This is a genomic window from Neptunomonas japonica JAMM 1380, from assembly GCF_016592555.1.
In the GTDB taxonomy this organism is placed as follows: domain Bacteria; phylum Pseudomonadota; class Gammaproteobacteria; order Pseudomonadales; family Balneatricaceae; genus Neptunomonas; species Neptunomonas japonica_A.
Genome location: NZ_AP014546.1, coordinates 553817 through 575456 on the forward strand (window position 1 = coordinate 553817; position 21640 = coordinate 575456).

Consider the following 21640-nt stretch of genomic DNA (forward strand, 5'->3'; position numbering starts at 1 on the left):
TATGCGCCTAGCTTAAGGCAGAGGGCGTTATAGAAATTTATAGCTTGGTATGACTTCGTTATTGCGCTTTATCTGCATGGTGTGTTTAATTCAATTTACAAAACTGACCGCCTCTTAGAGGATAGACGTAATACGTTATTTGGGCCTTCAGTACTAATCAGACTATACTGACATATAATTCATATCCCTGCTGTTCTGTTTGTTTTTGCGAATATCGATAGAATCTAATGCCCTGTGTTCTATTCATTTTAATGGAGAGTAGTCAATGAACAAGCACTGGAGTCCTGCATTTAGCGCTGCTGATTTTGAGATAAAAGAAGACACAGTAATCTGTGAAAGTTTTTACCAGATGCGAGAAGTAAAGATACGTCACCAGCGTTTTGAAGGTGGGAAGATCGAGTTGACAAGAGACCTCTTTTGGAGGCCTGATGCAGTGTGTGTGCTGCTTTATGATCCTGCTCGTGATGTTGTGGTTTTGATTGAACAGTTTCGTATAGGTACTATCGATCACCCTCGTAGCCCGTGGTTGCTTGAACTTGTTGCGGGCCTTGTTGAGCCTGGAGAAACCATTGAAGACGTGGCGCGGCGAGAGAGCCTTGAAGAAGCCGGAGCGAAAATATTACAACTTGAACATATCAGTCGGTTTACTCCAAGCCCTGGTGGGGCCAGAGAATATGTTGATCTGTACTGTGGTTGTGTAAATAGTGATGGCTTAGGCGGTGTTCATGGCCTAGAAGGCGAGGGGGAAGATATTAAAGTGCACTTATTCCCTGTGGATACTGCGGTAGCGATGCTGAAAACGGGTGATGTTGATAATGCGGCGGCGATTATCGCAATACAATGGTTGCAGCTAAATCACGCAATAATAAAAGAAAAGTGGAGCGTTGATACGGTATGAAACGTAAGTATGTACCTGACCTAACGCGGCAAATGGCCATCTGTGAGGTGAACTATGCCCGCTTGAATAAATTGATGCCTGACTTAGAAGAGTGCGATATGCGCGAGTTTAGTTTGGTTTGTGGCGAGCATCAGACACAAATACGGATTGAGGTTGAAGAGCGTTTTGTTTACACCACGACCTTACAAATTTCACAGCAGGACGATAGTTGCTCATCATGGTTAGAGTCACCGGCACTAGTCGTTAGGCTTTATCACGATGCAAATATGGCAGAAGTCATCTGTCTGAAGCGTCGCCGTCAACTATCTGGTGCTTACCCGTATCCTAACCGCGAAATGCATCAGCCCGATGAAAAAGTACAGCTGAATAACTATCTAGGCGAGTGGCTCAGTCATTGTCAGCAGCATGGCCAGTTTATCGAACCTGTTTTTACCGCCTGATGAGTATGCTGCGTATTATTCAAGTCACCGACTGTCATCTGCAGTCGAGTAAAGATGATCTATTCAAAGATGAAAATCCGGAGCAGCGTCTACTAGCGGTTCTGGATGATGTGAAAGCAAATTATCATTATCCTGAGTTCATACTACTGACGGGTGACCTCGCTCATCACGGTTACAGTGCTGCTTATGAACGGTTGCAGTCCTATACAAAGGATATGGCGACAGCGGTTCGTTGGATTCCGGGCAACCATGATGATGCAGGTAAAATGCTGGAATACCAAAGTCTCTCAGGAAAGGTTTTAGTGGAGGGCGCATGGTGCATCATTCTATTGGATTCTACTTCCAAACCCGATGGTGTTGGTGGCGGTACGCTTAGTTGTGCTCAGCTGTCTTGGTTAGATGACGTTGTAGCTGAATATCCCGAGCATTACTTACTTATTGGTATGCACCATCCTCCGGTTAAAGTGGGTAGTCGTTGGCAAGATGCCATTATGTTGGCTAATGCTGAGGCTTTTTGGGCGCAAGTGAGCGCGTATGACAAACTAAAACTCGTACTATGTGGGCACCTTCATCAAGAGCATCAAATAATCCATGACGGCGTGAGTGTTTTGGTCGCACCGGCAACGGCTCCTCAGTTTGCAGTCGGTACCGATGCTCCACTAGTCGAGTCAGGTGGGGTTCTCTCTTTGCCAGGCTATAGGGTGCTTGATCTGCTGGATGATGGTGGGTTTGAGACAATCGTTAAGCGAGTCTCTCTCTGAGCTTGCATCCCATTGAAACCTTAGGTAACTTCTCTTAAACACTGTAAGGATAACCAGTATGCTGTCGCCTTTATTTATCTATGTGCATGGTTTTAATAGCTCGCCGGATTCAATAAAGGCGCGCTTATTTGGGGATTTTCTTAAAGCGAGTTACAAAGGTGCCGATATCGGTGATTATGCGGTGCCAGCATTATCACATTGGCCGCTAAAAGCGGTAAAACAGCTAGAAGTACTGATAACTGAAAACCCACAGCGTCAAGTTGTATTAATAGGAAGCTCATTGGGCGGGTTTTATAGCCTATGGTTAACAGAGCGTTTTAAAAATTGCACGGCAGTACTGGTGAACCCAGCGATCTATCCTTATCATTTGTTAGCTGAGTGGCTAGGGGACAATGAAAACCTATATACGCATGAGCGTTATACGTTAACGCGGGAACACTTAGCTCAGCTAGAAGCATTAACTGTGGATAAGGTGGTAGATCCTCAGCGTTATCTATTATTGACGCAAACAGCGGATGAGACGTTAGATTATCGTGAAGCGGTTGATTTTTTTGACAAATCCCCAGCGTTTATTCAGCCTGGTGGTAGTCATGGTTTCGATCAGTTCGAAAAGCTGATTCCTGCAATTATCAGCTTTTCCCAAGGGCAGCTATCCTTGCCAGAAGCGACCCCTTTACCTTCTTTTATAGAGTGACAGGAAACAATAAATAGATGTCGACGCAATATACAGCTGATTCGATAGAAGTATTAAGTGGGCTGGACCCGGTTAAACGACGTCCAGGTATGTATACAGAGACTGACCGTCCTAACCATCTAGCACAAGAAGTTATTGATAACTCGGTCGATGAGGCTTTGGCAGGACATGCCAAGCAGATCGATGTAGTACTGCATAAAGATGGATTCTTATCTGTAAGTGATGACGGACGTGGTATGCCTGTTGATCTTCACCCTGAAGAGGGCGTTAGTGGAGTTGAACTGATCCTCACTCGCTTACATGCAGGCGGTAAATTTAATAATGACAACTACAACTACTCTGGTGGTTTACATGGTGTGGGTGTCTCTGTTGTTAACGCCTTGTCTAAGCTGCTTGAAGTACAGATTAAGCGCGATGCTAAAGTGTATAAGATCGGCTTCGCTGATGGTTTTAAGGTTTCTGAGCTGGAAGTGATTGATACCTGTGGTAAGCGTAATACGGGGACTACCGTTCGCTTTTTAGCGGATCCTCAGTATTTTGACTCGCCAAAATACAGCGTTTCCCATCTTAAGCATAATTTGCGTGCTAAAGCCGTTCTTTGTCCAGGACTAAAAGTTACTTTTACGGATCAAAGTAGCGGTAAAAATGAAAAGCAAGAGTGGTATTACGAAGACGGACTTAGTGCGTATCTTCGTGGAACAACACAGGTATTTGAAACCATCCCTGAAGAGCCTTTTGTTGGGTCCTTGCAAGGAGAAGAAGACGCTGTTGAGTGGGCAGTACAATGGTTGCCAGAAGGTGGTGAGCTAACCTGTGAAAGTTTTGTTAACCTCATTCCAACGGTGCAAGGCGGTACGCATGTTAATGGGTTTAGAACCGGCTTACTTGAAGCGATGCGTGAGTTTTGTGAGTTCCGTAACTTGTTACCGCGAGGTGTCAAATTAACGGCTGATGATATCTGGGAGCGATGTGCTTTTATCCTCTCAGCAAAAATGCGCGATCCTCAATTCTCAGGCCAAACTAAAGAGCGACTCTCCTCACGTCATATTGCTGCCTTTATCTCTGGATCTGCTAAGGATGCTTTTTCGCTGTGGCTAAATAGCCATGTTGAGGAGGGGGAGAAGCTGGCAGAAAGCGTTATTGCTAATGCCCAGAAACGTTTACGCTCCAGTAAAAAAGTAGTGCGTAAGAAAATTACTCAAGGCCCAGCACTTCCTGGTAAATTGGCAGACTGTGCTGGATCAGAAACGATGCGTTCCGAACTATTTTTAGTGGAAGGTGATTCTGCTGGTGGTTCTGCCAAACAAGCGCGTGATCGTCAATTTCAGGCAATTATGCCGCTACGCGGGAAAATTCTGAATACGTGGGAAGTTGATTCCGGAGAGATTCTGTCGTCACAGGAGATTCACGATATCTCCGTGGCTGTTGGGGTTGAACCCGGTTCGGATAACTTGGAGGGTTTGCGTTACGGAAAGATCTGTGTGTTAGCCGATGCCGACTCTGATGGTGCACATATAGCGACCCTGATCTGCGCTCTTTTTTTACGACACTTCAAGCCCTTGGTAGATGCTGGTCACATTTATGTTGCTATGCCACCGTTGTATCGTATTGATGCAGCCAAGGATGTGTTTTATGCATTGGATGATGCTGAGAAGAACGGCATCGTTGAACGCATACGTGCTGAACGTAAAAACGTTAAAATTAATGTGCAGCGATTCAAAGGGCTGGGGGAGATGAATCCTCTGCAATTACGTGAAACAACAATGGATCCAGACACACGGCGTTTAGTTCAGCTCACGATTGGTGCTGAAGATAATGCACATGAGATGCTGGATATGTTGTTAGCTAAAAAGCGCGCCGCTGATCGTAAAAGCTGGTTGGAAAGTAAGGGTAACCTGGCTCAACAGTAGTCAGTTTGATGGATATTGAGATATGAGTGAAGTAATAACAGACGACAGCATTGAGCGTTTACCCTTAAAGGATTTCACCGAAAAAGCATATTTGGATTACTCCATGTATGTCATTTTGGATCGTGCTTTGCCGCATGTGGGTGATGGCATGAAACCGGTGCAGCGTCGTATTGTGTATGCGATGTCTGAACTTGGCCTAAAAGCCGCCGCTAAACATAAAAAATCTGCGCGTACTGTGGGTGATGTGTTGGGTAAATACCATCCTCACGGAGATAGTGCTTGTTATGAAGCCATGGTATTGATGGCGCAACCATTTAGCTATCGTTATCCGTTAATTGACGGGCAGGGAAACTGGGGATCACAAGATGATCCTAAATCCTTTGCTGCCATGCGATATACCGAAGCGAAGTTAGCAAAGTATGCTGAAGTGCTGTTGCAGGAAGTCAGTCAAGGAACGGTTGACTGGTTGCCAAATTTTGACGGCACTATGGTCGAGCCCGCAGTATTGCCTGCACGTTTGCCTAATATTCTGCTCAATGGGGGTAGTGGTATTGCAGTGGGTATGGCGACGGATATTCCGCCGCACAACCTGCGTGAAGTCACCTCGGCATGTATTCATCTGCTGGATCATCCAAAAGCTGACATTGCTGAACTGTGTTCTTTTGTTCCGGCACCGGATATGCCAACAGATGCGGAAATTATATCGTCGCCGAGTGATCTGCAAAAAATCTACGAAACGGGTCGAGGTTCAGTGCGAATGCGCGCTGTGTATACGCAGGAACAAGGCGATATTATTGTAACTGCACTGCCATACCAGGTATCAGGCGATAAAATTCTTGAACAGATTGCTCAGCAGATGCAGCAGAAAAAGCTGCCAATGGTGGCTGATCTGCGAGATGAGTCGGATCATGAAAACCCGACACGTTTGGTCATTATTCCGAGATCAAATCGTATCGATGTAGAGCAACTAATGGCACACTTGTTTGCCTCTACTGATCTAGAAAGAACCTACCGCGTTAACATGAATATGATTGGCGTTGATGGCCGCCCTCAAGTGAAAAATCTACGTATGATTTTGACCGAGTGGCTTAGTTGGCGCACAGGTGTTGTTAGGCGTCGGTTAGAGCATCGACTCTCAAAAGTACTGGATCGTCTACATATCCTCGAAGGTTTGATGGTTGCGTATCTGAATATAGATGAAGTGATCGCGATCATCCGGTATGAGGATGAGCCTAAGCAAGAGTTGATGAAACGCTTTAACCTGAGTGAGACTCAGGCTGATGCAATTCTGGATCTTAAACTGCGCCACCTTGCTAAGCTAGAAGAGTTTAAGATTAAGTCTGAGCAAGATGAGCTTGATGCCGAGCGTAAGCGTCTTGAATTGATACTCGGTTCTGATCAGCGTATGCGGACATTGATTAAAAAAGAACTCAAAGATGATATGGAAACCTATGGCGATGATCGCCGTTCACCTGTTGTAATGCGTAGTGAAGCTCAGGCTTTTAATGAAAAAGATTTGCTTTCCTCGGACCCATTGACGGCCATTATATCTAAACAAGGCTGGATTCGTGCAGCTAAAGGTCATGATATAGACGGTGCTGGATTGAGTTATAAATCTGGAGATAGCTTTAAACTAGCATGTGCGGGGAGAATGAATCAGCCATTAATTCTACTGGATTCGACTGGACGAAGTTATACGCTTGAAGCCCATACTCTTCCATCAGCACGCGGCCAAGGGGAGCCTATTACTGGGCGGGTGACGCTGCAAAAAGGGGCCACCATCGAGGCTGCTATTGCTGGAAAAGATAGCGATAAAATCTTACTAGCATCAGATGCAGGGTATGGGTTCATTACATCAGTCTCTGATCTTTCTAGTAAAACCAAAAATGGTAAGGCTGCACTTACATTACCCAAAAATGCCCAAGTGTTAGCTCCTGTGAAAGTTGAGAATATAGAGCAAGCCTTGTTAGCGGCGATAACCAGCGAAGGGCGTTTATTGGTGTTTCCTGTAGCAGAGTTGCCAGAGTTGGCACGAGGTAAGGGAAATAAAATTATTAACATTCCCTCTGTGCGTGCAGCAACACGAGAAGAGGTTGTCTGCGATGTTGTGGTGTTGATGCCTGATTCAATACTACAAGTGCATGCCGGCCGTCAGCATCTTAAGTTAAAACCTTCTGATCTTGAGCATTACCGGGGTGAGCGTGGGCGACGTGGTAACAAGTTGCCGCGCGGTTATCAGCGTGTCGATAAGCTTGAAGTCATGAGTAATAAAGGAGAAACACTAGAGTCTTGATCTAGTGTTTCACTTATCTTCTGCGGTTTCTTAGGAGTGCTGTTTTAAGGTCTCGGCAGAAGGCGCTTTAAGTAGGTGTGTTGCTTGTTTTGTAAGTAACGCTTGATATGAAGGTGTTAGTGAGAGTATCAATACTTTGTCTTCATCTTCACGGCGCACTTGAGCTGTAGATAGTAGTGTTGATTTGAGCTGCTTAGCTTCAGTCAACGCTGTATGGCTAATTAGCTCGTTGGTTTGCGTGGTGCGTGTTAAAAAAAGCGCTTCTTCTTTGATAAGGTTAAATTTGTCTCGGTTGCCGCGTACGATGGCCATATGCAGATTAAGCACAGGTTTAAATGACTTTATGCGTGCTTGATTGAAGGCTCTATAGAGTAGAGTGAAAAGCTTGGCGGCACAGAGCGCATGTACGCCATGCCCATCCTCTTCATCTTGGTCATCAAAAAACACTTGTAGGTCACCACTGGCATTAACGAAAATCGAACCGCCGTAAATGGCCGAGACTTTTTTAATTAGGTGCTCGTATGTTTGTAATAAATAGCTATGTTCTTCAGGTTCTACATAGTCTGCATGCCCGGTTGTCGCATCGATATAAAATAGGTAAGCGGCTTCTTTAGGCTGTAGCGATAATTCTAGTTGATGTTCTAAGCTGTATAGGTCGAGTTGCTCTTCTGCTCGTTCATGTGCGCGTAGCGGGTTGGGCTTAAGGGGTGGCGCCTCTTGAGTGTTTTCAGGTTGGCTTAGTTGTTGCTCTTTAAGTGAGTCTTCAAGTTCGTAAGTTGATTCTTCAACTGGCGATGTATCATTCGCCTGTTCGTTGTCTGACTGCATCGGCGCTGGCTTAAAGTGTGGCATGCGCTCTGTCGAGTCGGGTCTTAATAACTCAACAAGTTCATTGTTATCTAGCGTTTCATCTGTCGAATGAATGTCAGTATCAGGTTCTGATCCTATTTGGCTTTGATCATCATTGCTGCCCTCAGTTCTTTCTGAATAAGGTTCACTAGTTGCTTCAGCCATGCTCTGATAAAAACTCTCGGGTTGTTCAGCGACTTCTTCATCAAGAGCTGGCGCATCAGAAGAGGAGCTATTAGAAGTGTCTATATTAGAGTTCTCGTCAAAGGTGCTTGAGCGTAAGTTGAGCTGTTTTAGTGATAGCCATAGAGTGATTAACGTAGCTAGAAAGCTGATGGCAGACAGGATAGCCACTTGCCATAACAAGCCTGTGAGCATGTTGTGTTCTGATTGATGACCAGTGTAGAGCTTTAATGTTCCCATGGGTGTTTGCTGGTTACCCAATATGACTTGTTGTTCTGCTCCGTTGTTCTCGCCTGCACGAGCAATTAATTTATTTCTTTTGTTAAATATTGCAACGCCCTTAACTTGCGGAGCTTCTGTTAGGCTATTTAGAAAGAAGTTCAAACTTATGATGTCTTCTGCTAGCAAATAAGGTTGAATAGTCATCGCTGCTTGGCGAGCGGTAAGACGAGCAGTTTTTGTGGCTTCATTCTTTGCGATGTTGTCAGCTGCAATATAAAGATACGTCGCGCTAAGTATCCAGCCAGATAGCATAACCAGTGCCGTTGCTAATATCAGGCGGTAGTGCTGTTTCTTTAAAGTGAATGGCATATTGCTGTTATTACCTGTTGAAGGTTGTCCATTTTATTAGCGCTGATGATAGCAGTTAGTGGTCTTTATGGTCACTCATATAAAGCAGTTCATGACCCAAGATTAATAGCATTGTATAATTATGGGTCACGTGAACGCGAAAGGGTAAGTGATGAACGTTGAAGCATATATGAACAAGTTAGGGCAAAGCGCCAGAGAAGCCTCCCGTTTGGTGGCAAAATCAGAGTCTGGTGTTAAAAATAAAGCATTATTGGCTATGGCTACTGCATTAGATAATAGCCGTGATGCTCTGATAGCAGCCAATGAGAAAGATTTGGAAAATGGCCGCCAAAATGGTTTGGACGCGGCAATGCTAGATCGTCTTGGATTGGGTCATGCTACCATTGATGGAATGATTGAAGGTTTGCGCCAAGTGGTTGCGCTGCCTGACCCGGTGGGAAGTATCACCGATATGAATTATCGCCCTTCCGGTATTCAAGTTGGTAAAATGCGTGTTCCTTTGGGTGTTATTGGTATTATTTATGAATCTCGCCCAAATGTGACTGTTGAAGCTGCGAGCTTATGTCTAAAATCAGGTAACGCTACCATTTTACGCGGTGGTTCTGAAGCTATTCATTCTAACCAAGCGGTTGCTGAGTGTATCCGTGTAGGGTTGAAGGAGGCAGGTTTACCTGCTGAAGCAGTACAAGTGGTTGAAACGACGGACCGAGAAGCGGTTGGGCAGTTGATTACAATGCCTGAATTCGTGGATGTAATCGTACCGCGTGGCGGGAAAGGTCTTATTGAACGTATTAGCCGTGATGCTAAAGTGCCTGTCATTAAGCATCTAGATGGTATCTGTCACGTATATATTGATGATCAAGCGGATAGAGCAAAAGCTGTAAATATAGCAATAAACGCTAAAACACATCGTTATGGTACATGTAACACCATGGAAACATTGTTGATTCATGTTGGTGTTGCTAAAGAAGTGTTGGGTGACTTGGTAGATCGTTATTTTGCCGCGGGTGTGGAGTTGCGTGGTTGTGAGCAGACACGAGCTTTAGTCCCGCGCGTTAATGAGGCGACAGAGTCGGATTGGTCGACTGAGTATTTAGCGCCTGTTTTATCGATCAAGATTGTTGCTGATATTGATGAAGCGATGAAACACATTAATCTTTATGGGTCACACCACACGGATGCAATAGTGACTGAAAACTATACACTTTCACGCCGCTTCTTACGTGAGGTGGATTCAAGCTCCGTTGTGATTAATGCCTCCACCCGTTTTGCTGATGGCTTTGAATATGGGTTGGGTGCAGAAATTGGTATTTCTACTGATAAAATACACGCACGCGGCCCCGTTGGGCTGGAGGGGTTAACTTCTCAGAAGTACGTAGTATTGGGTGACGGCCATATTCGACAGTAAGCCAATGGCAACTGCGCATGTATTTATGGGGGGAACTTTTGACCCCATTCACTTTGGACATTTGAGAACGGCATTAGAGATACAGCAATGGCTAAAGGTTGAATCTGTACATCTAATGCCGGCCAATGTCCCTGTGCATCGGCAAGCGCCGGGTTCTAATGCTTTAGCGCGTTTGACTATGGTTGAAGACGCTATTGTTGGCGAGCCTGCGTTGCGCTGTGATTCAAGAGAAATTCTCTCAGATAAGCCTTCCTATACAATTTATACCTTGGAGGCTTTACGTAAGGAACTTGGATCAGAGATACCTGTCTGTATGGTCATAGGAATGGATTCATTTCTATCGCTGGATACGTGGTTTCGTTTTGATGAGTACCTTTCGTTCTGCCATATTATAGTAGCGGCAAGGCCGGGATATTTGTTTGAGCCAAATCAGACGCTCAAGCAGCTTTTGCAGGGGCATCAGGTCGATACGAAAAATGATATCCTGAAGAAGCCGTCAGGAAGTATTTTGCTTCATGAGTTGACGCCATTAAGTATTTCAGCCACGTATATTCGTGAGTTGATGGCCAGTGGCAAGTCTCCTCGGTACTTATTGCCAGATTCCGTCTGGCGCTATATACAAAAAAATAAACTCTATTACACAGATAAAGGATAGTTAATTGTCAATGCAAACTGAGCAGCTTATTGGGCTTGTGCGTAATGCGCTTGAAGATGTTAAAGGGCGAGATATCGAGGTTATCGATGTACGTGGTAAATCTAGTATTACTGATTTTATGATGATTGCCACAGGTACATCAAAGCGGCATGTTGTGTCGCTAGCTCAGTCCGTTTCTGACAAGGTGAAAGAAGCAGGTGTTGAACCGATGGGCAGTGAAGGGCAAACCGACGGTGATTGGGTGTTGGTTGATTTAGGTGAGTTGGTAGTACATGTCATGATGCCTGACGCGAGAAGCTACTATGATCTTGAGCGCTTATGGCAGTTTGACCCGTTAAAAGATGAAGAGTCATCTGAAGCTAATGTGAGCGGTTTAAGCTAATGAAAATACGTTTGTTGGCTGTAGGCGGGAAAATGCCTGATTGGGTTACTACTGGATTCAATGAGTACAGCAAACGTTTACCGCATGAAATGACGTTAGAGTTAGTTGAACTTACGTTGGGGCATCGCGGTAAGGGCGCTGATATGGCACGTGCCATTCGCCAAGAAGGCGATGCTATGTTGGCAGCCATTCCAAAAGGCGATCGGATTATCGCCTTAGAAGTTGAGGGGCGTTCATGGTCGACAGAGCAGCTCGCTGAAAAAGTCAGTGAGTGGCAGATGGATGGGCGCAATATTTCTTTGTTAGTGGGCGGACCGGATGGTCTCGATCCACGTTGCGTTGCCATAGCTGATCAGAAGTGGTCACTATCTGGGTTAACATTGCCGCACCCATTAGTTCGCGTCATTCTTGCTGAACAGGTTTACCGAGCCTGGACAATCATCCAGGGTCATCCGTATCACAAATAGCCATGTCTCAATTTGAACGTTTAAAAGATCATTCCCAGGAAAGCCGGACTTTTTGCTTTCGTGCGCTCCTCGCTTTTATGATTGTGTTGTTATTAATAGGGGTGCTTTTAGGTAGGCTCTATTACTTGCAAGTCATGCAATATGACCGCTATGCCGCTATGTCTGAAAAAAACCGTGTGCAGTTGCAGCCTGTGGCACCTACACGAGGTCTTATCTACGATACTAACGGAGTTTTGCTTGCCGATAATCGTCCTAGTTACAGTGTTACTCTTCTGAAAGAAGAAGTGGGCAAGGATCTCGATGCAACGCTTGCTGAGCTGCAGCGTATTATTGAAATTAGTGATAAAGATATAGAGCGATTTAAGAAACGCCTTAAACAACGACGACGACCCTATGAAACGGTGCCTGTTAGGTTTCGCTTAACTGAAGAAGAGATTGCCAAACTGGCGATAAATTACCATCGTCTCCCGGGAGTTCAAGTAGAGGCAGATCTTATTCGTTACTACCCGTACGGCGAAAATTTAGTGCACGCTATGGGATATGTTGGGCGTATCAACGAAAAAGAATTAAAAGCTTCTGACCCTAAAGCCTATGCCGGTACGCACTATATAGGCAAGCTTGGTGTTGAAAAGTTTTATGAGTCGATATTGCATGGCTCAGTGGGTATGCAGAAAGTAGAAACTAATGCGCGCGGCCGGGTTATGAGAATTCTTGAGCGTACTGACCCTATTCCAGGTAAGGATCTACAGTTACATATTGACCTTAGGTTACAGCAGATTACAGAGAAACTGGTGCAGGGTGAAAAAGCCTCTATTGTTGCGATAGACCCTGCAACTGGTGGTATTTTAGCGCTGGTATCTACCCCGGGTTATGACCCTAACCTGTTTGTAACCGGTATTTCTAGTAAAGATTATAGTGCGCTGAGAGACTCTCCTGATCTTCCATTATTTAATCGAGCCTTGCGTGGCCGTTACCCTCCTGGTTCGACTATTAAGCCTATTATTGGTTTGGCTGCCATTGATTCAGAGTCGGTACCGCCAACACACTCTGTTTGGGATCCTGGCTTTTTTACGCTCACTAAAGGTGGCCGAAAGTATCGTGATTGGAAGCGTGGGGGACACGGTAAAGTTAATATGAAGCTGGCATTTGCTCAATCCTGCGATGTTTGGTTTTATGATGCGGGTTATCGGATGGGGGTGGATCCTATGTCTGACTACCTAGGACGTTTTGGCTTTGGGCGGGTAACCAGCTTAGACCTACCTGAGGCATTAGCGGCGATTCTTCCGTCAAGAGAATGGAAGCGAAGAGCGAGAAAACTTCCTTGGTACCCGGGTGACTCTTTGAATCTAAGTATTGGGCAAGGTTTTTTGCTAACGACTCCCTTGCAGTTAGCGACAGCGGCTACGGTTTTGGCTAATCGCGGTAAGTGGGTTCAGCCTAAGCTCCTTAAAGGTATTCGGGATAAAAATGAGGAAGGCAAAGTTAGTATTAATATGCCAGAAATTCCTAATGCAACCACCTACCCTGAAGATGTAAAGCTTAAACATCCGGAGTATTGGGAGTTAATTGTCGATAATATGGTTGAAGTTGTACATGGTAAGCGTGGTACCGCTCGAAAAATTGGCCTAGATGCTCAATATGAAATTGCTGGGAAAACAGGTACTGCACAAGTCGTGGGTATAAAGCAGGATGAACGATATGATGCAAGCGCATTATCAAAACGGTTTCATGATCATGCCTTATTTTTAGCGTTTGCACCTGCAGATAAACCACAAATTGCCTTAGCGGTCATTGTTGAAAATGGTGGCGGCGGCTCGAGTACTGCAGCGCCATTAGCGAGAAAGGTGATGGATGCTTACCTGTTGGGAGTAGACCCTACCGCAGAGCAAGATGTCGCTTTAGGAGTGGTGGATGAGTAGTCGTGATTTTGAGCGCTCCATGCCTGAGGCTGGACATCACTTACGTCGTAAAAAAGGCTGGTGGAGTTATACTCATCTAGATGCTTGGATGTTGTTTTTGCTCTTTTTATTATGTTCTTTTGGTTTGTTTGTACTGTATAGCGCATCTGGGCAAGATGTTGATTACGTTATACGCCAAGCTGTGCGTATCGGTGCTGGCTTTATCGTATTAGTAGTCTTGGCCCAATTCAGTCCGCGGATATTAATTCGATGGGCTCCGTGGGTGTATGCGGCAGGTGTTATTTTACTATTGGCGGTTATGTTTTTTGGTGTAGGAGCGAAAGGTGCACAGCGCTGGATTGCTTTACCTGGTTTTCGCTTTCAGCCCTCTGAAATCATGAAACTCATATTGCCCTTAATGGTGGCTTGCTATATTGCAGGACGCTCTTTACCACCAAGTTTAAAGCATTGTGTCGTTAGTTTAGTGTTAATAGGGTTGCCGACAGTATTGATTATGAAGCAGCCTGATTTAGGGACCTCGCTTTTGATTGCCGCATCAGGAGTTTTTGTGATGCTTTTTTCGGGTATTCGATGGCGCTATATTTTAGGTGCATTGGGGGTTGCTGCAGCGGCTTTGCCGGGTTTGTGGATGGTCATGAAGGACTACCAAAGGCAGAGGGTGTTAACCTTTCTTGACCCTGAAAGTGATCCCCTTGGCTCGGGTTGGAATATTATTCAATCTAAAACAGCCATCGGTTCTGGTGGCACTTGGGGTAAGGGCTGGCTGGGAGGGACTCAGTCGCAGTTGGACTTTTTGCCAGAATCACACACTGACTTTATTATTGCGGTGATTGCTGAAGAGCTTGGGTTGTTTGGCGTTTTGCTGCTTTTGTTTCTCTATATATTGATTATTGCTCGAGGCTTGTGGATGGCAACACGTGTGCCGGATAGTTTTGGACGCCTTGTCGCTGGTAGCATCGTGCTTACATTCTTTGTTTATGTTTTTGTGAATATTGGTATGGTTAGTGGTTTATTGCCTGTAGTGGGGGTGCCATTACCAATGATTAGTTACGGTGGAACGTCCATTGTTACTCTCATGGCAGGTTTTGGTATTTTAATGTCAGTGCATAGCCATAAGCAGATGGTGATGAGGTAACTACACAGATGAAACTGAATTGGAAAATGTTAGCCGCAGTAACGCTTAGTTTTTGTGTGAATAGCGTTGCTTTGGGAGAAAGCGCTTCAGGTTACAGTGGCCACCCCGAAGCGGAAAAGTGGTTAAAGGAGATGGAATCTGAAGCATTTTCTGAAAGCTATTTACGCTCGGTTCTATCCGTGGCTATCAAGAAAGATTCAATACTAAAAGCGATGAACCGCCCTGCTGAAAAGCGTCTTGACTGGGGAGGGTATCGTAAACTCTTTGTGCAGCCTAAACGTATCACTCGTGGAGTCGACTTTTGGAATAAACATGCAGAAACACTTCATCGAGCAGAACAAGTATATGGGGTTCCTGCAGAAGTGATTGTTTCAATTATTGGTATAGAGACTCATTATGGTCGCAATACCGGTAACTTTAGAGCGCTGGATGCTTTGGCAACGCTTGGTTTTGATTACCCGCGTCGCGCCACATTTTTTCAAAATCAGTTGAAAGATTTGTTGGTGTTAGCAAGAAATGAAAATATTGATGTTACACAGCTTAAAAGCTCCTATGCTGGTGCAATGGGGTACGGGCAGTTTATGCCATCTAGCTTTCTTGCCTATGCAGTAGATTTTGACCGTGATGGTAAAAAAGATTTATGGAACAACCCTGTAGATGCTATAGGTAGTGTGGCTAACTATTTCGTGAAACATGGTTGGGAGCCAAATGGGGTGGTTGTTTCTGCAGTTGCATTAGAGCATGCTCTGCCTGATGATTTTGTGAACACCGGTGAGAAGCCAGATCGTCCGCTGTCTGAATGGAGAGCGTCAGGCATCAGTATTGATCAGAGCCATGAAGTACATTTGCCCGCTGTTTTATTACGTATGAAAGACCAAGATAAAGCCTCCTATTGGCTTGGTTATAATAATTATTATGTCATTACTCGTTATAACCGTAGCCGTTTGTATGCAATGGCAGTGCTACAATTGAGCGAAGAAATCAAAGCTAAGAAGCTCTCTAAGTAAGCGTCAGTTAAACGGTCTAGCAATAAAGGTTAGTGTTAAATGAAAATTATGATGTTGGCGCTTTCTATCGCAGCCTTGTTGCTAAGTGGTTGTACGAGTACAAGTAAGCCTAGTAGTGGAAGCCGTTATAGTATTAAACATGATCACGGCCCCTCGGCTCCAGTGGACGTTTCGAATGTTCCTGATGCGGTACCCAAGGTTGAGCCAAAAAGCCGTGGCGGCAATAAAAGTACCTATAAAGTGTTAGGGAAGCGCTATTCGGTACTGCCTGCAGCAGATGGTTATCGAGAAATAGGTGGGGCCTCTTGGTATGGTAATAAATTTCATGGCCATTTGACCTCTAATGGCGAAACATATGATATGTATAAAATGACTGCTGCACATAAGTCGTTACCGATCCCAACGTATGTGAAGGTAACTAATTTAAAGAATGGACGGCACGTCATCGTACGTGTAAATGATCGAGGCCCATTTCATAAAGGTCGAATTATAGATCTTTCTTATGCGGCAGCTTCAAAGTTAGGCATGTTGCGAAGCGGTACTGCTAGGGTTGAAGTAGAAGCTATCAACCCTGTTACTTGGAATGCGTCAAAAATAATTGTTTCAAGTGCCACTAAGGTAGCGCCATCTACGCTATCAAAACCACTAAGTACTGACGTAACAAGTAAAGGGGTGTTGGCTGCAGGGCGTTATTTGCAAGTAGGGGCGTATTCGCTTGAGGCATCCGCTCGTAAAGTGGCTAGCCAATTAGATAGCGATTTTACAATGGGTACTCATGTTAATAGTTTAGAGCGAGCTAGCGGTAGCCTATATCGAGTTTTGTTGGGGCCTGTGGCTAACCGTGCTGAAGCAGATAATATGATTGAAAAGCTGACTCAAAGAGGGTTTCTAGGAGCGCATCTGGTAAACTTCTAAATTAACGTGATATACCTCTATAAAATATAAAGTTGAGTAGAACTAAATCTTAGTATTAACGTCTACTCTCGAAATAAATTAGCATACCTATCCAGGAACTTACTGTGCAGAGACTGCGAACAGCCTTTTTAACTTTTCTATTCCTTTTTCTAAGTGTTGGACACCTACAAGCAGCGACTGCCTTGATTCCTTCTGCACCACAGATTTCGGCAACCTCATATTTAGTGATGGATGCTGATACTGGGAAGTTAATCCTATCCAGTCGATCTGATGAGCGCTTTGCGCCGGCAAGCTTAACTAAAATGATGACCAGTTATCTTGTTGAGTATGAACTGGATAAAGGGAATATTAGTAAGGATGATCTAGTACTGGTCAGTGAAAAAGCTTGGAGAACCCCGGGCTCAAGAATGTTTATCAAAGAAGGGACGCAGGTTAAGTTAGATGATCTGTTAAAGGGCATTATTATCCAATCGGGTAACGATGCCTCAGTTGCCGTTGCTGAGCATATTGCAGGAAGTGAGTCTGCTTTTGCCGACTTGATGAACCAGCATGCCAAACTACTAGGTATGAATAATACCCATTTTAATAATGCTACAGGCTTGCCAGCTGAAGGTCACTTCTCAACAGCGAAAGATTTGGCTATCTTAGCAAAAGCAATTATTCAGAAGTTTCCTGAGCATTATGGTGTGTACTCTGAAAAATATTTTACTTATAACAATATCCGTCAGCCAAATCGTAACAAACTGCTGTGGCGTGACCGCACTGTTGATGGCATAAAAACAGGCCATACGGACGAAGCGGGATACTGCTTAGTTGCCTCAGCTAAACGTGATGGTATGCGTTTGATATCTGTTGTTATGGGTACAAGTAGTGAAGAAGCAAGAGCGCAAGAAAGCCAAAAAGTATTGGCTTATGCATTTCGCTACTTCCGTACGCACAAGCTGTATGGGGCTGATGAGATTCTTAGCACCGCGAAAGTATGGGGCGGTATTCAGGATCAGGTTCGTTTAGGCCTTGATGAGTCATTAGCTGTCACAATCCCTAGAGGACAAGCTGACCAGCTCAATGCAACGATGGATGTCGATAAGGTCATTAAAGCGCCTGTTGTTAAGGGGCAGGAATACGGTGCAGTACGTGTTACTTTAAATGGCGAAGATGTTGTTAGGGTGCCTCTTGTTGCTATGGAAAATGTAGAGGAAGGTGGCATATTGAAGCAAATATGGCATACCATTATGTTATTCTTTATGAGCTTGATTAGCTGATAGTTGGTTAGCTGCTAACTCTGTTTTGAGTTGGCTTTTTACATGAGCTCACATTTTTGATGTGAGCTTTTGTGTTTTGGTGACAATGGATACAGTGTATTTAAATGGGGAGTATATCCCTGCTGATCAAGCCACAGTGTCAGTATTTGATCGTGGCTTCTTATTCAGCGACAGTGTTTATGAGGTGATTCCCTTTTATCAGGGAGTAGGCTTTAGGCTTGAAGAGCACTTACAGCGTTTAGAGCATAGCTTGCGCGCATTGCGTATTGACCTGAAGTTTGACTGGGTTGCTACGTTAAGCCGCCTTGTTGAATTAAACGGTGGCGGTAATCTGTCTGTTTACCTTCAAGTAACACGTGGTAGTGCTGGCAAGCGTGTTCACGCTATTGACCACCACTTGAGGCCTACCGTGTTTGCATGTTGCCAGCCGATTCGTGATGTTTATCAAGAAGGTGCTGACAAGGTTGAAGGTATAAAGGTTATTGTAACAGCAGACCTTCGTTGGCACCGATGTGATATCAAGTCGACTTGTTTATTGCCTAATATTCTAGTCTTGCAGCAGGCCCGTGAGTTGGGTGCTCAAGAAGCGATATTGCAGCGTGATGGAGCATTGACCGAAGGGGCAAGTTGTAACTTCTTTATTGTCGAGCAGGGGGTTCTATATACACCCCCCATTGGAACAGAGATATTGAGTGGTACAACTCGTGCGCTTATTTTAGAGTTGGCTGATCAAAATGGTATTCCACGCCAAGAAGCGAAAATTGATTATCAACGACTTATCCAGGCAGATGAAGTCTGGATTTCGAGTTCAACAAGAGCCATTGTACCTGTAGTACAGATAGATGATTATGTGGTTGGAGATGGCCAAAATGGTCTTCTTTGGCAGCGTATGTTTGAAATTTTTACTCGTTATCAGCATCAATTGATGACGGGGGAGTAATTTATGAGTCAAGAGCAGTCACCAAAAGTACAAGCAGCAACACAAGCACAACCTCCAAAAATTGAATTTCCTTGTCCGGATTACCCGATTAAAGTCGTTGGTAAAAATGCCGATGATTTTCAGTCGTTTGTCGTTGAAGTAATGAGGGTCCATGTGCCCGATTTGGACGAAAGCCGAATTACTATTCAAGATAGTAAAAAAGGAACATTCCGGTCGATCAGAATGTTTATTACGGCGACAGGGGAAGGGCAACTTAAAAGCTTACACGAAGAATTAATTGCTTCAGATCGCGTGCATATAGTGATCTGATGAGTAGCGATAATAAGTTAGTTATTCGTGATCTCGGTATTCAGCCATATGAGCCTATATGGCAAAAGATGCAGGCTTTTACTGATCAGCGAGATTCAGAAACGTATGATGAGATATGGGTTCTTCAGCATGAGCCAGTATTTACACAAGGTCAGGCTGGTAAAGAGGAGCATCTGCTCGTTACAGGTGATATCCCTGTAGTGAAAGTCGATAGAGGCGGCCAAGTCACTTACCATGGTCCTGGGCAGTTAGTTATTTATCTGCTGTTAGATCTTCGCAGAAATAAGCTCGGTGTGCGTGATGTTGTGACTCTTATGGAAGTAGGCGTCATCAAAACATTGCAGCACTTTGGTGTAGAAGCTTATGCAAAAGCGGATGCACCAGGTGTTTATGTTAATCAAGCAAAAATAGCCTCGCTTGGCTTACGTGTTCGACGTGGTTGCACATTTCATGGTCTTGCTTTAAATCTGAATATGGATTTGGAGCCCTTTTTAAGAATTAACCCGTGCGGCTATGCTGGCATGCAAATGACACAACTATGCTCTTTAGTCGCTGATGCCGATCCGCATCAAGCAACCCAATGGCTTGTGAATTACTTGACTAAAGAAATAGGTTATAATTTCATATCACATCAAACTTCCTTGGACTCACAATAAAATGGCGAACAGTTCCGATAAAGCCTCTTCAGTAGTGAAGGTGGAACAGGGTGTTAAATTACGTGGTGCTGAAAAAATGGCACGTATCCCTATCAAAGTAATCCCGACAGAAAAGGATGAAATGCTTCGTAAGCCTTCATGGTTACGCGTTCGCATGGGGTCGAGCAAGGAAGTTCAAAGAATTAAAGAAAAGCTGCGTCACCATAAACTATCTTCAGTTTGTGAAGAAGCTAGTTGCCCGAACCTTGGTGAGTGTTTCACGAATGGCACCGCTACTTTTATGGTCATGGGTGATATTTGCACGCGACGCTGCCCATTTTGTGATGTTGCGCACGGCCGCCCAAATGCTTTGGCCGAAAACGAACCTAGAGAGTTAGCAGAAGCTATTACAGATATGGGATTGCGCTATGTAGTTATCACATCTGTAGATCGTGATGATCTACGTGATGGTGGTGCTCAACATATTGCAAACTGTATTTCTGAAACCCGCCAGCGCTCGACAACTATTCAAGTAGAAACATTAGTGCCTGACTTTCGTGGTCGTATGGAAGTGGCATTGGATATTCTTAGTCAGACACCTCCTGATGTATTTAACCACAATCTTGAAACAGTGCCTCGCTTGTACCGTAAAGTGCGTCCTGGTGCAGACTATCAGTGGTCGCTTGATCTATTGAAGGGTTTTAAAGAAAAGTGCCCTGACATTCGTACTAAATCTGGGTTGATGGTCGGTGTAGGTGAAACCAATGACGAGATTATTGAGGTCTTAAAAGATCTGCGTGCTCATAATGTCAATATGCTGACAATTGGTCAGTACTTGCAGCCGAGCCGTAATCACTTGCCGGTAGATCGTTTTGTGACGCCAGAAGAGTTTGATGAGTTTGCGCGTGTAGCCAAGGAGTTAGGCTTTAGCCATGTTGCTAGTGGCCCATTAGTTCGCTCTTCTTATCATGCAGACTTGCAAGCCCAGGGTGAAAAGGTCGGTTAAAGCAGTCGATTCAATCGTCTGTAGCCATGAACATATAACAGGTACTGCTAAGTAGTATCTGTTTTTTACTCAATTTTTCTGCTCCTCTAATAAACCAAAATGAAGCACTTTCTATAGTGGTATTTACTGATATAATTATATTAGTAAATTCTTATGTGGAGGTGTTATGTCTGTTACTAAAACAGTTCGTGTTGAAGCTCAAATGGGTGACTCTTTTCGTGTTCAATCTGATATACGTGGTCACAAAGTTATTATTGATCAGCCCGCTGCAGGTGGCGGTACTGATGAAGGCCCAACTCCTCTAGAGTATTTTCTTTTTTCTTTGGCTGGGTGTGTTGCAACTATTGGGCGCATTGCAGCTAAACAGCAAAAGATTGATCTACATAGCTTTTCAGTGTCTGTAGAGGCTGATTATGACCCAGCAGGCTTATTAGGGAAGCAAACAGATAACCGTTCTGGTTTTCAGGTGGTGCGTGTTACTGCAGAGATTGAAGCAGAATTATCATCAGCTGAAAAACAAGCTTTTCTTGATGAGGTCTGTGATCGTTGCCCGTTGCATGACAATATTAAACTGGCGACTGAGGTAGTGCATACGCTAGCCGAATAAAGTGTGTTAGGTCGGAGTTGCTTACTCTGACCTATTATTTCTCGGATTCTTTGGGTTTTTCTGGATTTTTACTACATACTTTGCAATTGCGTCTGCTTGCTTATCGGATAATTGAGTGAATACCGGCATTTGATGCCCCATGCTGTAGCCATGTTTAATCATTAGAACAATTTCATAGCTAGTCATTTTCTCACGGTTTTCAGGTAAGTACTCATACATGGCACCAACGCCATTTTTAATATGGCATTGCATACAATAGTAGCTGTAGAGTTGATCGCCTTGTTTTAGTTGCAAAGGGTTTTCTTCAGCGCAGCCCGATAAAATAAGGCTTGAAAGGAGCAGAGAATAGACCTGAGCAGCAAAGTTCTTCAATG

The 21640-nt window shown here is 44.4% G+C and carries 22 protein-coding genes; 20 read left to right on the forward strand and 2 right to left on the reverse strand.

Annotated elements, in window-relative coordinates; all coding sequences use genetic code 11:
* Window positions 1-265: 265 nt before the first annotated feature.
* Genes NEJAP_RS02515 through parC form a run of 6 tightly spaced genes read left to right on the forward strand, consistent with a single transcriptional unit; the run spans window position 266 to window position 6996 of the window.
* On the forward strand, window positions 266-898 hold the full coding sequence (locus NEJAP_RS02515; RefSeq protein ID WP_201349148.1) for an NUDIX domain-containing protein: 633 nt from the start codon (window positions 266-268) through the stop codon (window positions 896-898).
* Window positions 895-1338, forward strand: coding sequence for a DUF1249 domain-containing protein (locus NEJAP_RS02520; RefSeq protein ID WP_201349149.1), 444 nt, complete (start codon window positions 895-897; stop codon window positions 1336-1338). The genes NEJAP_RS02515 and NEJAP_RS02520 overlap by 4 nt, the downstream gene beginning before the upstream one ends.
* Window positions 1338-2099: a metallophosphoesterase gene (locus NEJAP_RS02525; protein ID WP_201349150.1), complete on the forward strand. Its 762-nt coding sequence runs from the start codon at window positions 1338-1340 to the stop codon at window positions 2097-2099. Before NEJAP_RS02520 ends, NEJAP_RS02525 begins: the two co-directional genes overlap by 1 nt.
* Before the next feature lie 58 nt (window positions 2100-2157).
* On the forward strand, window positions 2158-2793 hold the full coding sequence (locus NEJAP_RS02530) for a YqiA/YcfP family alpha/beta fold hydrolase (protein WP_201349151.1): 636 nt from the start codon (window positions 2158-2160) through the stop codon (window positions 2791-2793).
* Window positions 2794-2810: 17 nt separating this feature from the next.
* Entirely contained in the window at window positions 2811-4703 is a 1893-nt protein-coding gene (parE, locus tag NEJAP_RS02535; protein ID WP_201349152.1) for a DNA topoisomerase IV subunit B, read from the forward strand.
* 22 nt (window positions 4704-4725) lie between these two features.
* Window positions 4726-6996, forward strand: a complete 2271-nt coding sequence (gene parC / locus NEJAP_RS02540) for a DNA topoisomerase IV subunit A (RefSeq protein ID WP_201349153.1) — start codon at window positions 4726-4728, stop codon at window positions 6994-6996.
* A 30-nt stretch (window positions 6997-7026) separates the two neighbouring features.
* Here the strand turns inward: parC and NEJAP_RS02545 are convergent, their stop codons facing one another.
* Entirely contained in the window at window positions 7027-8619 is a 1593-nt protein-coding gene (locus NEJAP_RS02545; RefSeq protein WP_201349154.1) for a hypothetical protein, read from the reverse strand.
* A 151-nt stretch (window positions 8620-8770) separates the two neighbouring features.
* On the opposite strand from NEJAP_RS02545, the gene NEJAP_RS02550 reads away from it, so the two are divergent.
* The 14 genes from NEJAP_RS02550 (at window position 8771) to NEJAP_RS02615 (ending at window position 21266) form a co-directional block, all read left to right on the forward strand.
* Window positions 8771-10027, forward strand: a complete 1257-nt coding sequence (locus tag NEJAP_RS02550; protein ID WP_201349155.1) for a glutamate-5-semialdehyde dehydrogenase — start codon at window positions 8771-8773, stop codon at window positions 10025-10027.
* 4 nt (window positions 10028-10031) lie between these two features.
* On the forward strand, window positions 10032-10682 hold the full coding sequence (gene nadD / locus NEJAP_RS02555; RefSeq protein WP_201349156.1) for a nicotinate-nucleotide adenylyltransferase: 651 nt from the start codon (window positions 10032-10034) through the stop codon (window positions 10680-10682).
* 10 nt (window positions 10683-10692) lie between these two features.
* Window positions 10693-11064, forward strand: a complete 372-nt coding sequence (gene rsfS, locus NEJAP_RS02560) for a ribosome silencing factor (protein WP_201350435.1) — start codon at window positions 10693-10695, stop codon at window positions 11062-11064.
* Window positions 11064-11531 carry a 23S rRNA (pseudouridine(1915)-N(3))-methyltransferase RlmH gene (rlmH, locus tag NEJAP_RS02565; protein ID WP_201349157.1) on the forward strand — a complete coding sequence of 156 codons (468 nt, stop codon included), beginning with the start codon at window positions 11064-11066 and terminating at the stop codon, window positions 11529-11531. The genes rsfS and rlmH overlap by 1 nt, the downstream gene beginning before the upstream one ends.
* 2 nt (window positions 11532-11533) lie before the next feature.
* Window positions 11534-13450 (forward strand): penicillin-binding protein 2, encoded by a 1917-nt coding sequence (gene mrdA / locus NEJAP_RS02570; protein WP_201349158.1) that lies wholly within the window; start codon window positions 11534-11536, stop codon window positions 13448-13450.
* Complete coding sequence (rodA, locus tag NEJAP_RS02575; protein WP_201349159.1) at window positions 13443-14585, forward strand: rod shape-determining protein RodA; 1143 nt, start codon at window positions 13443-13445, stop codon at window positions 14583-14585. Before mrdA ends, rodA begins: the two co-directional genes overlap by 8 nt.
* A gap of 8 nt (window positions 14586-14593) precedes the next feature.
* A complete protein-coding gene (gene mltB, locus NEJAP_RS02580) occupies window positions 14594-15592 on the forward strand; it encodes a lytic murein transglycosylase B (protein ID WP_201349160.1) in 999 nt (332 codons plus the stop codon).
* Window positions 15593-15631: 39 nt separating this feature from the next.
* Window positions 15632-16507: a septal ring lytic transglycosylase RlpA family protein gene (locus NEJAP_RS02585; protein WP_201349161.1), complete on the forward strand. Its 876-nt coding sequence runs from the start codon at window positions 15632-15634 to the stop codon at window positions 16505-16507.
* Between the two features lie 113 nt (window positions 16508-16620).
* On the forward strand, window positions 16621-17769 hold the full coding sequence (locus tag NEJAP_RS02590; RefSeq protein ID WP_211224844.1) for a D-alanyl-D-alanine carboxypeptidase family protein: 1149 nt from the start codon (window positions 16621-16623) through the stop codon (window positions 17767-17769).
* A gap of 85 nt (window positions 17770-17854) precedes the next feature.
* A complete protein-coding gene (locus NEJAP_RS02595; protein ID WP_201349162.1) occupies window positions 17855-18709 on the forward strand; it encodes an aminotransferase class IV in 855 nt (284 codons plus the stop codon).
* 3 nt (window positions 18710-18712) lie between these two features.
* On the forward strand, window positions 18713-19018 hold the full coding sequence (locus NEJAP_RS02600) for a YbeD family protein (protein WP_201349163.1): 306 nt from the start codon (window positions 18713-18715) through the stop codon (window positions 19016-19018).
* Entirely contained in the window at window positions 19018-19674 is a 657-nt protein-coding gene (gene lipB / locus NEJAP_RS02605; protein WP_201349164.1) for a lipoyl(octanoyl) transferase LipB, read from the forward strand. The genes NEJAP_RS02600 and lipB overlap by 1 nt, the downstream gene beginning before the upstream one ends.
* Before the next feature lies 1 nt (window position 19675).
* Window positions 19676-20659, forward strand: coding sequence for a lipoyl synthase (lipA, locus tag NEJAP_RS02610; protein WP_201349165.1), 984 nt, complete (start codon window positions 19676-19678; stop codon window positions 20657-20659).
* A gap of 166 nt (window positions 20660-20825) precedes the next feature.
* Window positions 20826-21266 carry an OsmC family protein gene (locus tag NEJAP_RS02615; RefSeq protein WP_201349166.1) on the forward strand — a complete coding sequence of 147 codons (441 nt, stop codon included), beginning with the start codon at window positions 20826-20828 and terminating at the stop codon, window positions 21264-21266.
* Window positions 21267-21287: 21 nt separating this feature from the next.
* Here NEJAP_RS02615 and NEJAP_RS02620 read toward each other — a convergent pair whose 3' ends face one another.
* Window positions 21288-21638 carry a c-type cytochrome gene (locus NEJAP_RS02620; protein WP_201349167.1) on the reverse strand — a complete coding sequence of 117 codons (351 nt, stop codon included), beginning with the start codon at window positions 21636-21638 and terminating at the stop codon, window positions 21288-21290.
* Between the last annotated feature and the right edge of the window lie 2 nt (window positions 21639-21640).

Excerpts from the sequence above, each read along its gene's own strand:
- NEJAP_RS02515 (WP_201349148.1), top strand. The coding sequence starts at position 266 with ATGAACAAGCACTGGAGTCCTGCATTTAGCGCTGCTGATTTTGAGATA.
- NEJAP_RS02520 (WP_201349149.1), top strand. The coding sequence starts at position 895 with ATGAAACGTAAGTATGTACCTGACCTAACGCGGCAAATGGCCATCTGT.
- NEJAP_RS02525 (WP_201349150.1), top strand. The coding sequence starts at position 1,338 with ATGAGTATGCTGCGTATTATTCAAGTCACCGACTGTCATCTGCAGTCG.
- NEJAP_RS02530 (WP_201349151.1), top strand. The coding sequence starts at position 2,158 with ATGCTGTCGCCTTTATTTATCTATGTGCATGGTTTTAATAGCTCGCCG.
- parE (WP_201349152.1), top strand. The coding sequence starts at position 2,811 with ATGTCGACGCAATATACAGCTGATTCGATAGAAGTATTAAGTGGGCTG.
- parC (WP_201349153.1), top strand. The coding sequence starts at position 4,726 with ATGAGTGAAGTAATAACAGACGACAGCATTGAGCGTTTACCCTTAAAG.
- NEJAP_RS02545 (WP_201349154.1), bottom strand. The coding sequence starts at position 8,619 with ATGCCATTCACTTTAAAGAAACAGCACTACCGCCTGATATTAGCAACG.
- NEJAP_RS02550 (WP_201349155.1), top strand. The coding sequence starts at position 8,771 with ATGAACGTTGAAGCATATATGAACAAGTTAGGGCAAAGCGCCAGAGAA.
- nadD (WP_201349156.1), top strand. The coding sequence starts at position 10,032 with ATGGCAACTGCGCATGTATTTATGGGGGGAACTTTTGACCCCATTCAC.
- rsfS (WP_201350435.1), top strand. The coding sequence starts at position 10,693 with ATGCAAACTGAGCAGCTTATTGGGCTTGTGCGTAATGCGCTTGAAGAT.
- rlmH (WP_201349157.1), top strand. The coding sequence starts at position 11,064 with ATGAAAATACGTTTGTTGGCTGTAGGCGGGAAAATGCCTGATTGGGTT.
- mrdA (WP_201349158.1), top strand. The coding sequence starts at position 11,534 with ATGTCTCAATTTGAACGTTTAAAAGATCATTCCCAGGAAAGCCGGACT.
- rodA (WP_201349159.1), top strand. The coding sequence starts at position 13,443 with ATGAGTAGTCGTGATTTTGAGCGCTCCATGCCTGAGGCTGGACATCAC.
- mltB (WP_201349160.1), top strand. The coding sequence starts at position 14,594 with ATGAAACTGAATTGGAAAATGTTAGCCGCAGTAACGCTTAGTTTTTGT.
- NEJAP_RS02585 (WP_201349161.1), top strand. The coding sequence starts at position 15,632 with ATGAAAATTATGATGTTGGCGCTTTCTATCGCAGCCTTGTTGCTAAGT.
- NEJAP_RS02595 (WP_201349162.1), top strand. The coding sequence starts at position 17,855 with ATGGATACAGTGTATTTAAATGGGGAGTATATCCCTGCTGATCAAGCC.
- NEJAP_RS02600 (WP_201349163.1), top strand. The coding sequence starts at position 18,713 with ATGAGTCAAGAGCAGTCACCAAAAGTACAAGCAGCAACACAAGCACAA.
- lipB (WP_201349164.1), top strand. The coding sequence starts at position 19,018 with ATGAGTAGCGATAATAAGTTAGTTATTCGTGATCTCGGTATTCAGCCA.
- lipA (WP_201349165.1), top strand. The coding sequence starts at position 19,676 with ATGGCGAACAGTTCCGATAAAGCCTCTTCAGTAGTGAAGGTGGAACAG.
- NEJAP_RS02615 (WP_201349166.1), top strand. The coding sequence starts at position 20,826 with ATGTCTGTTACTAAAACAGTTCGTGTTGAAGCTCAAATGGGTGACTCT.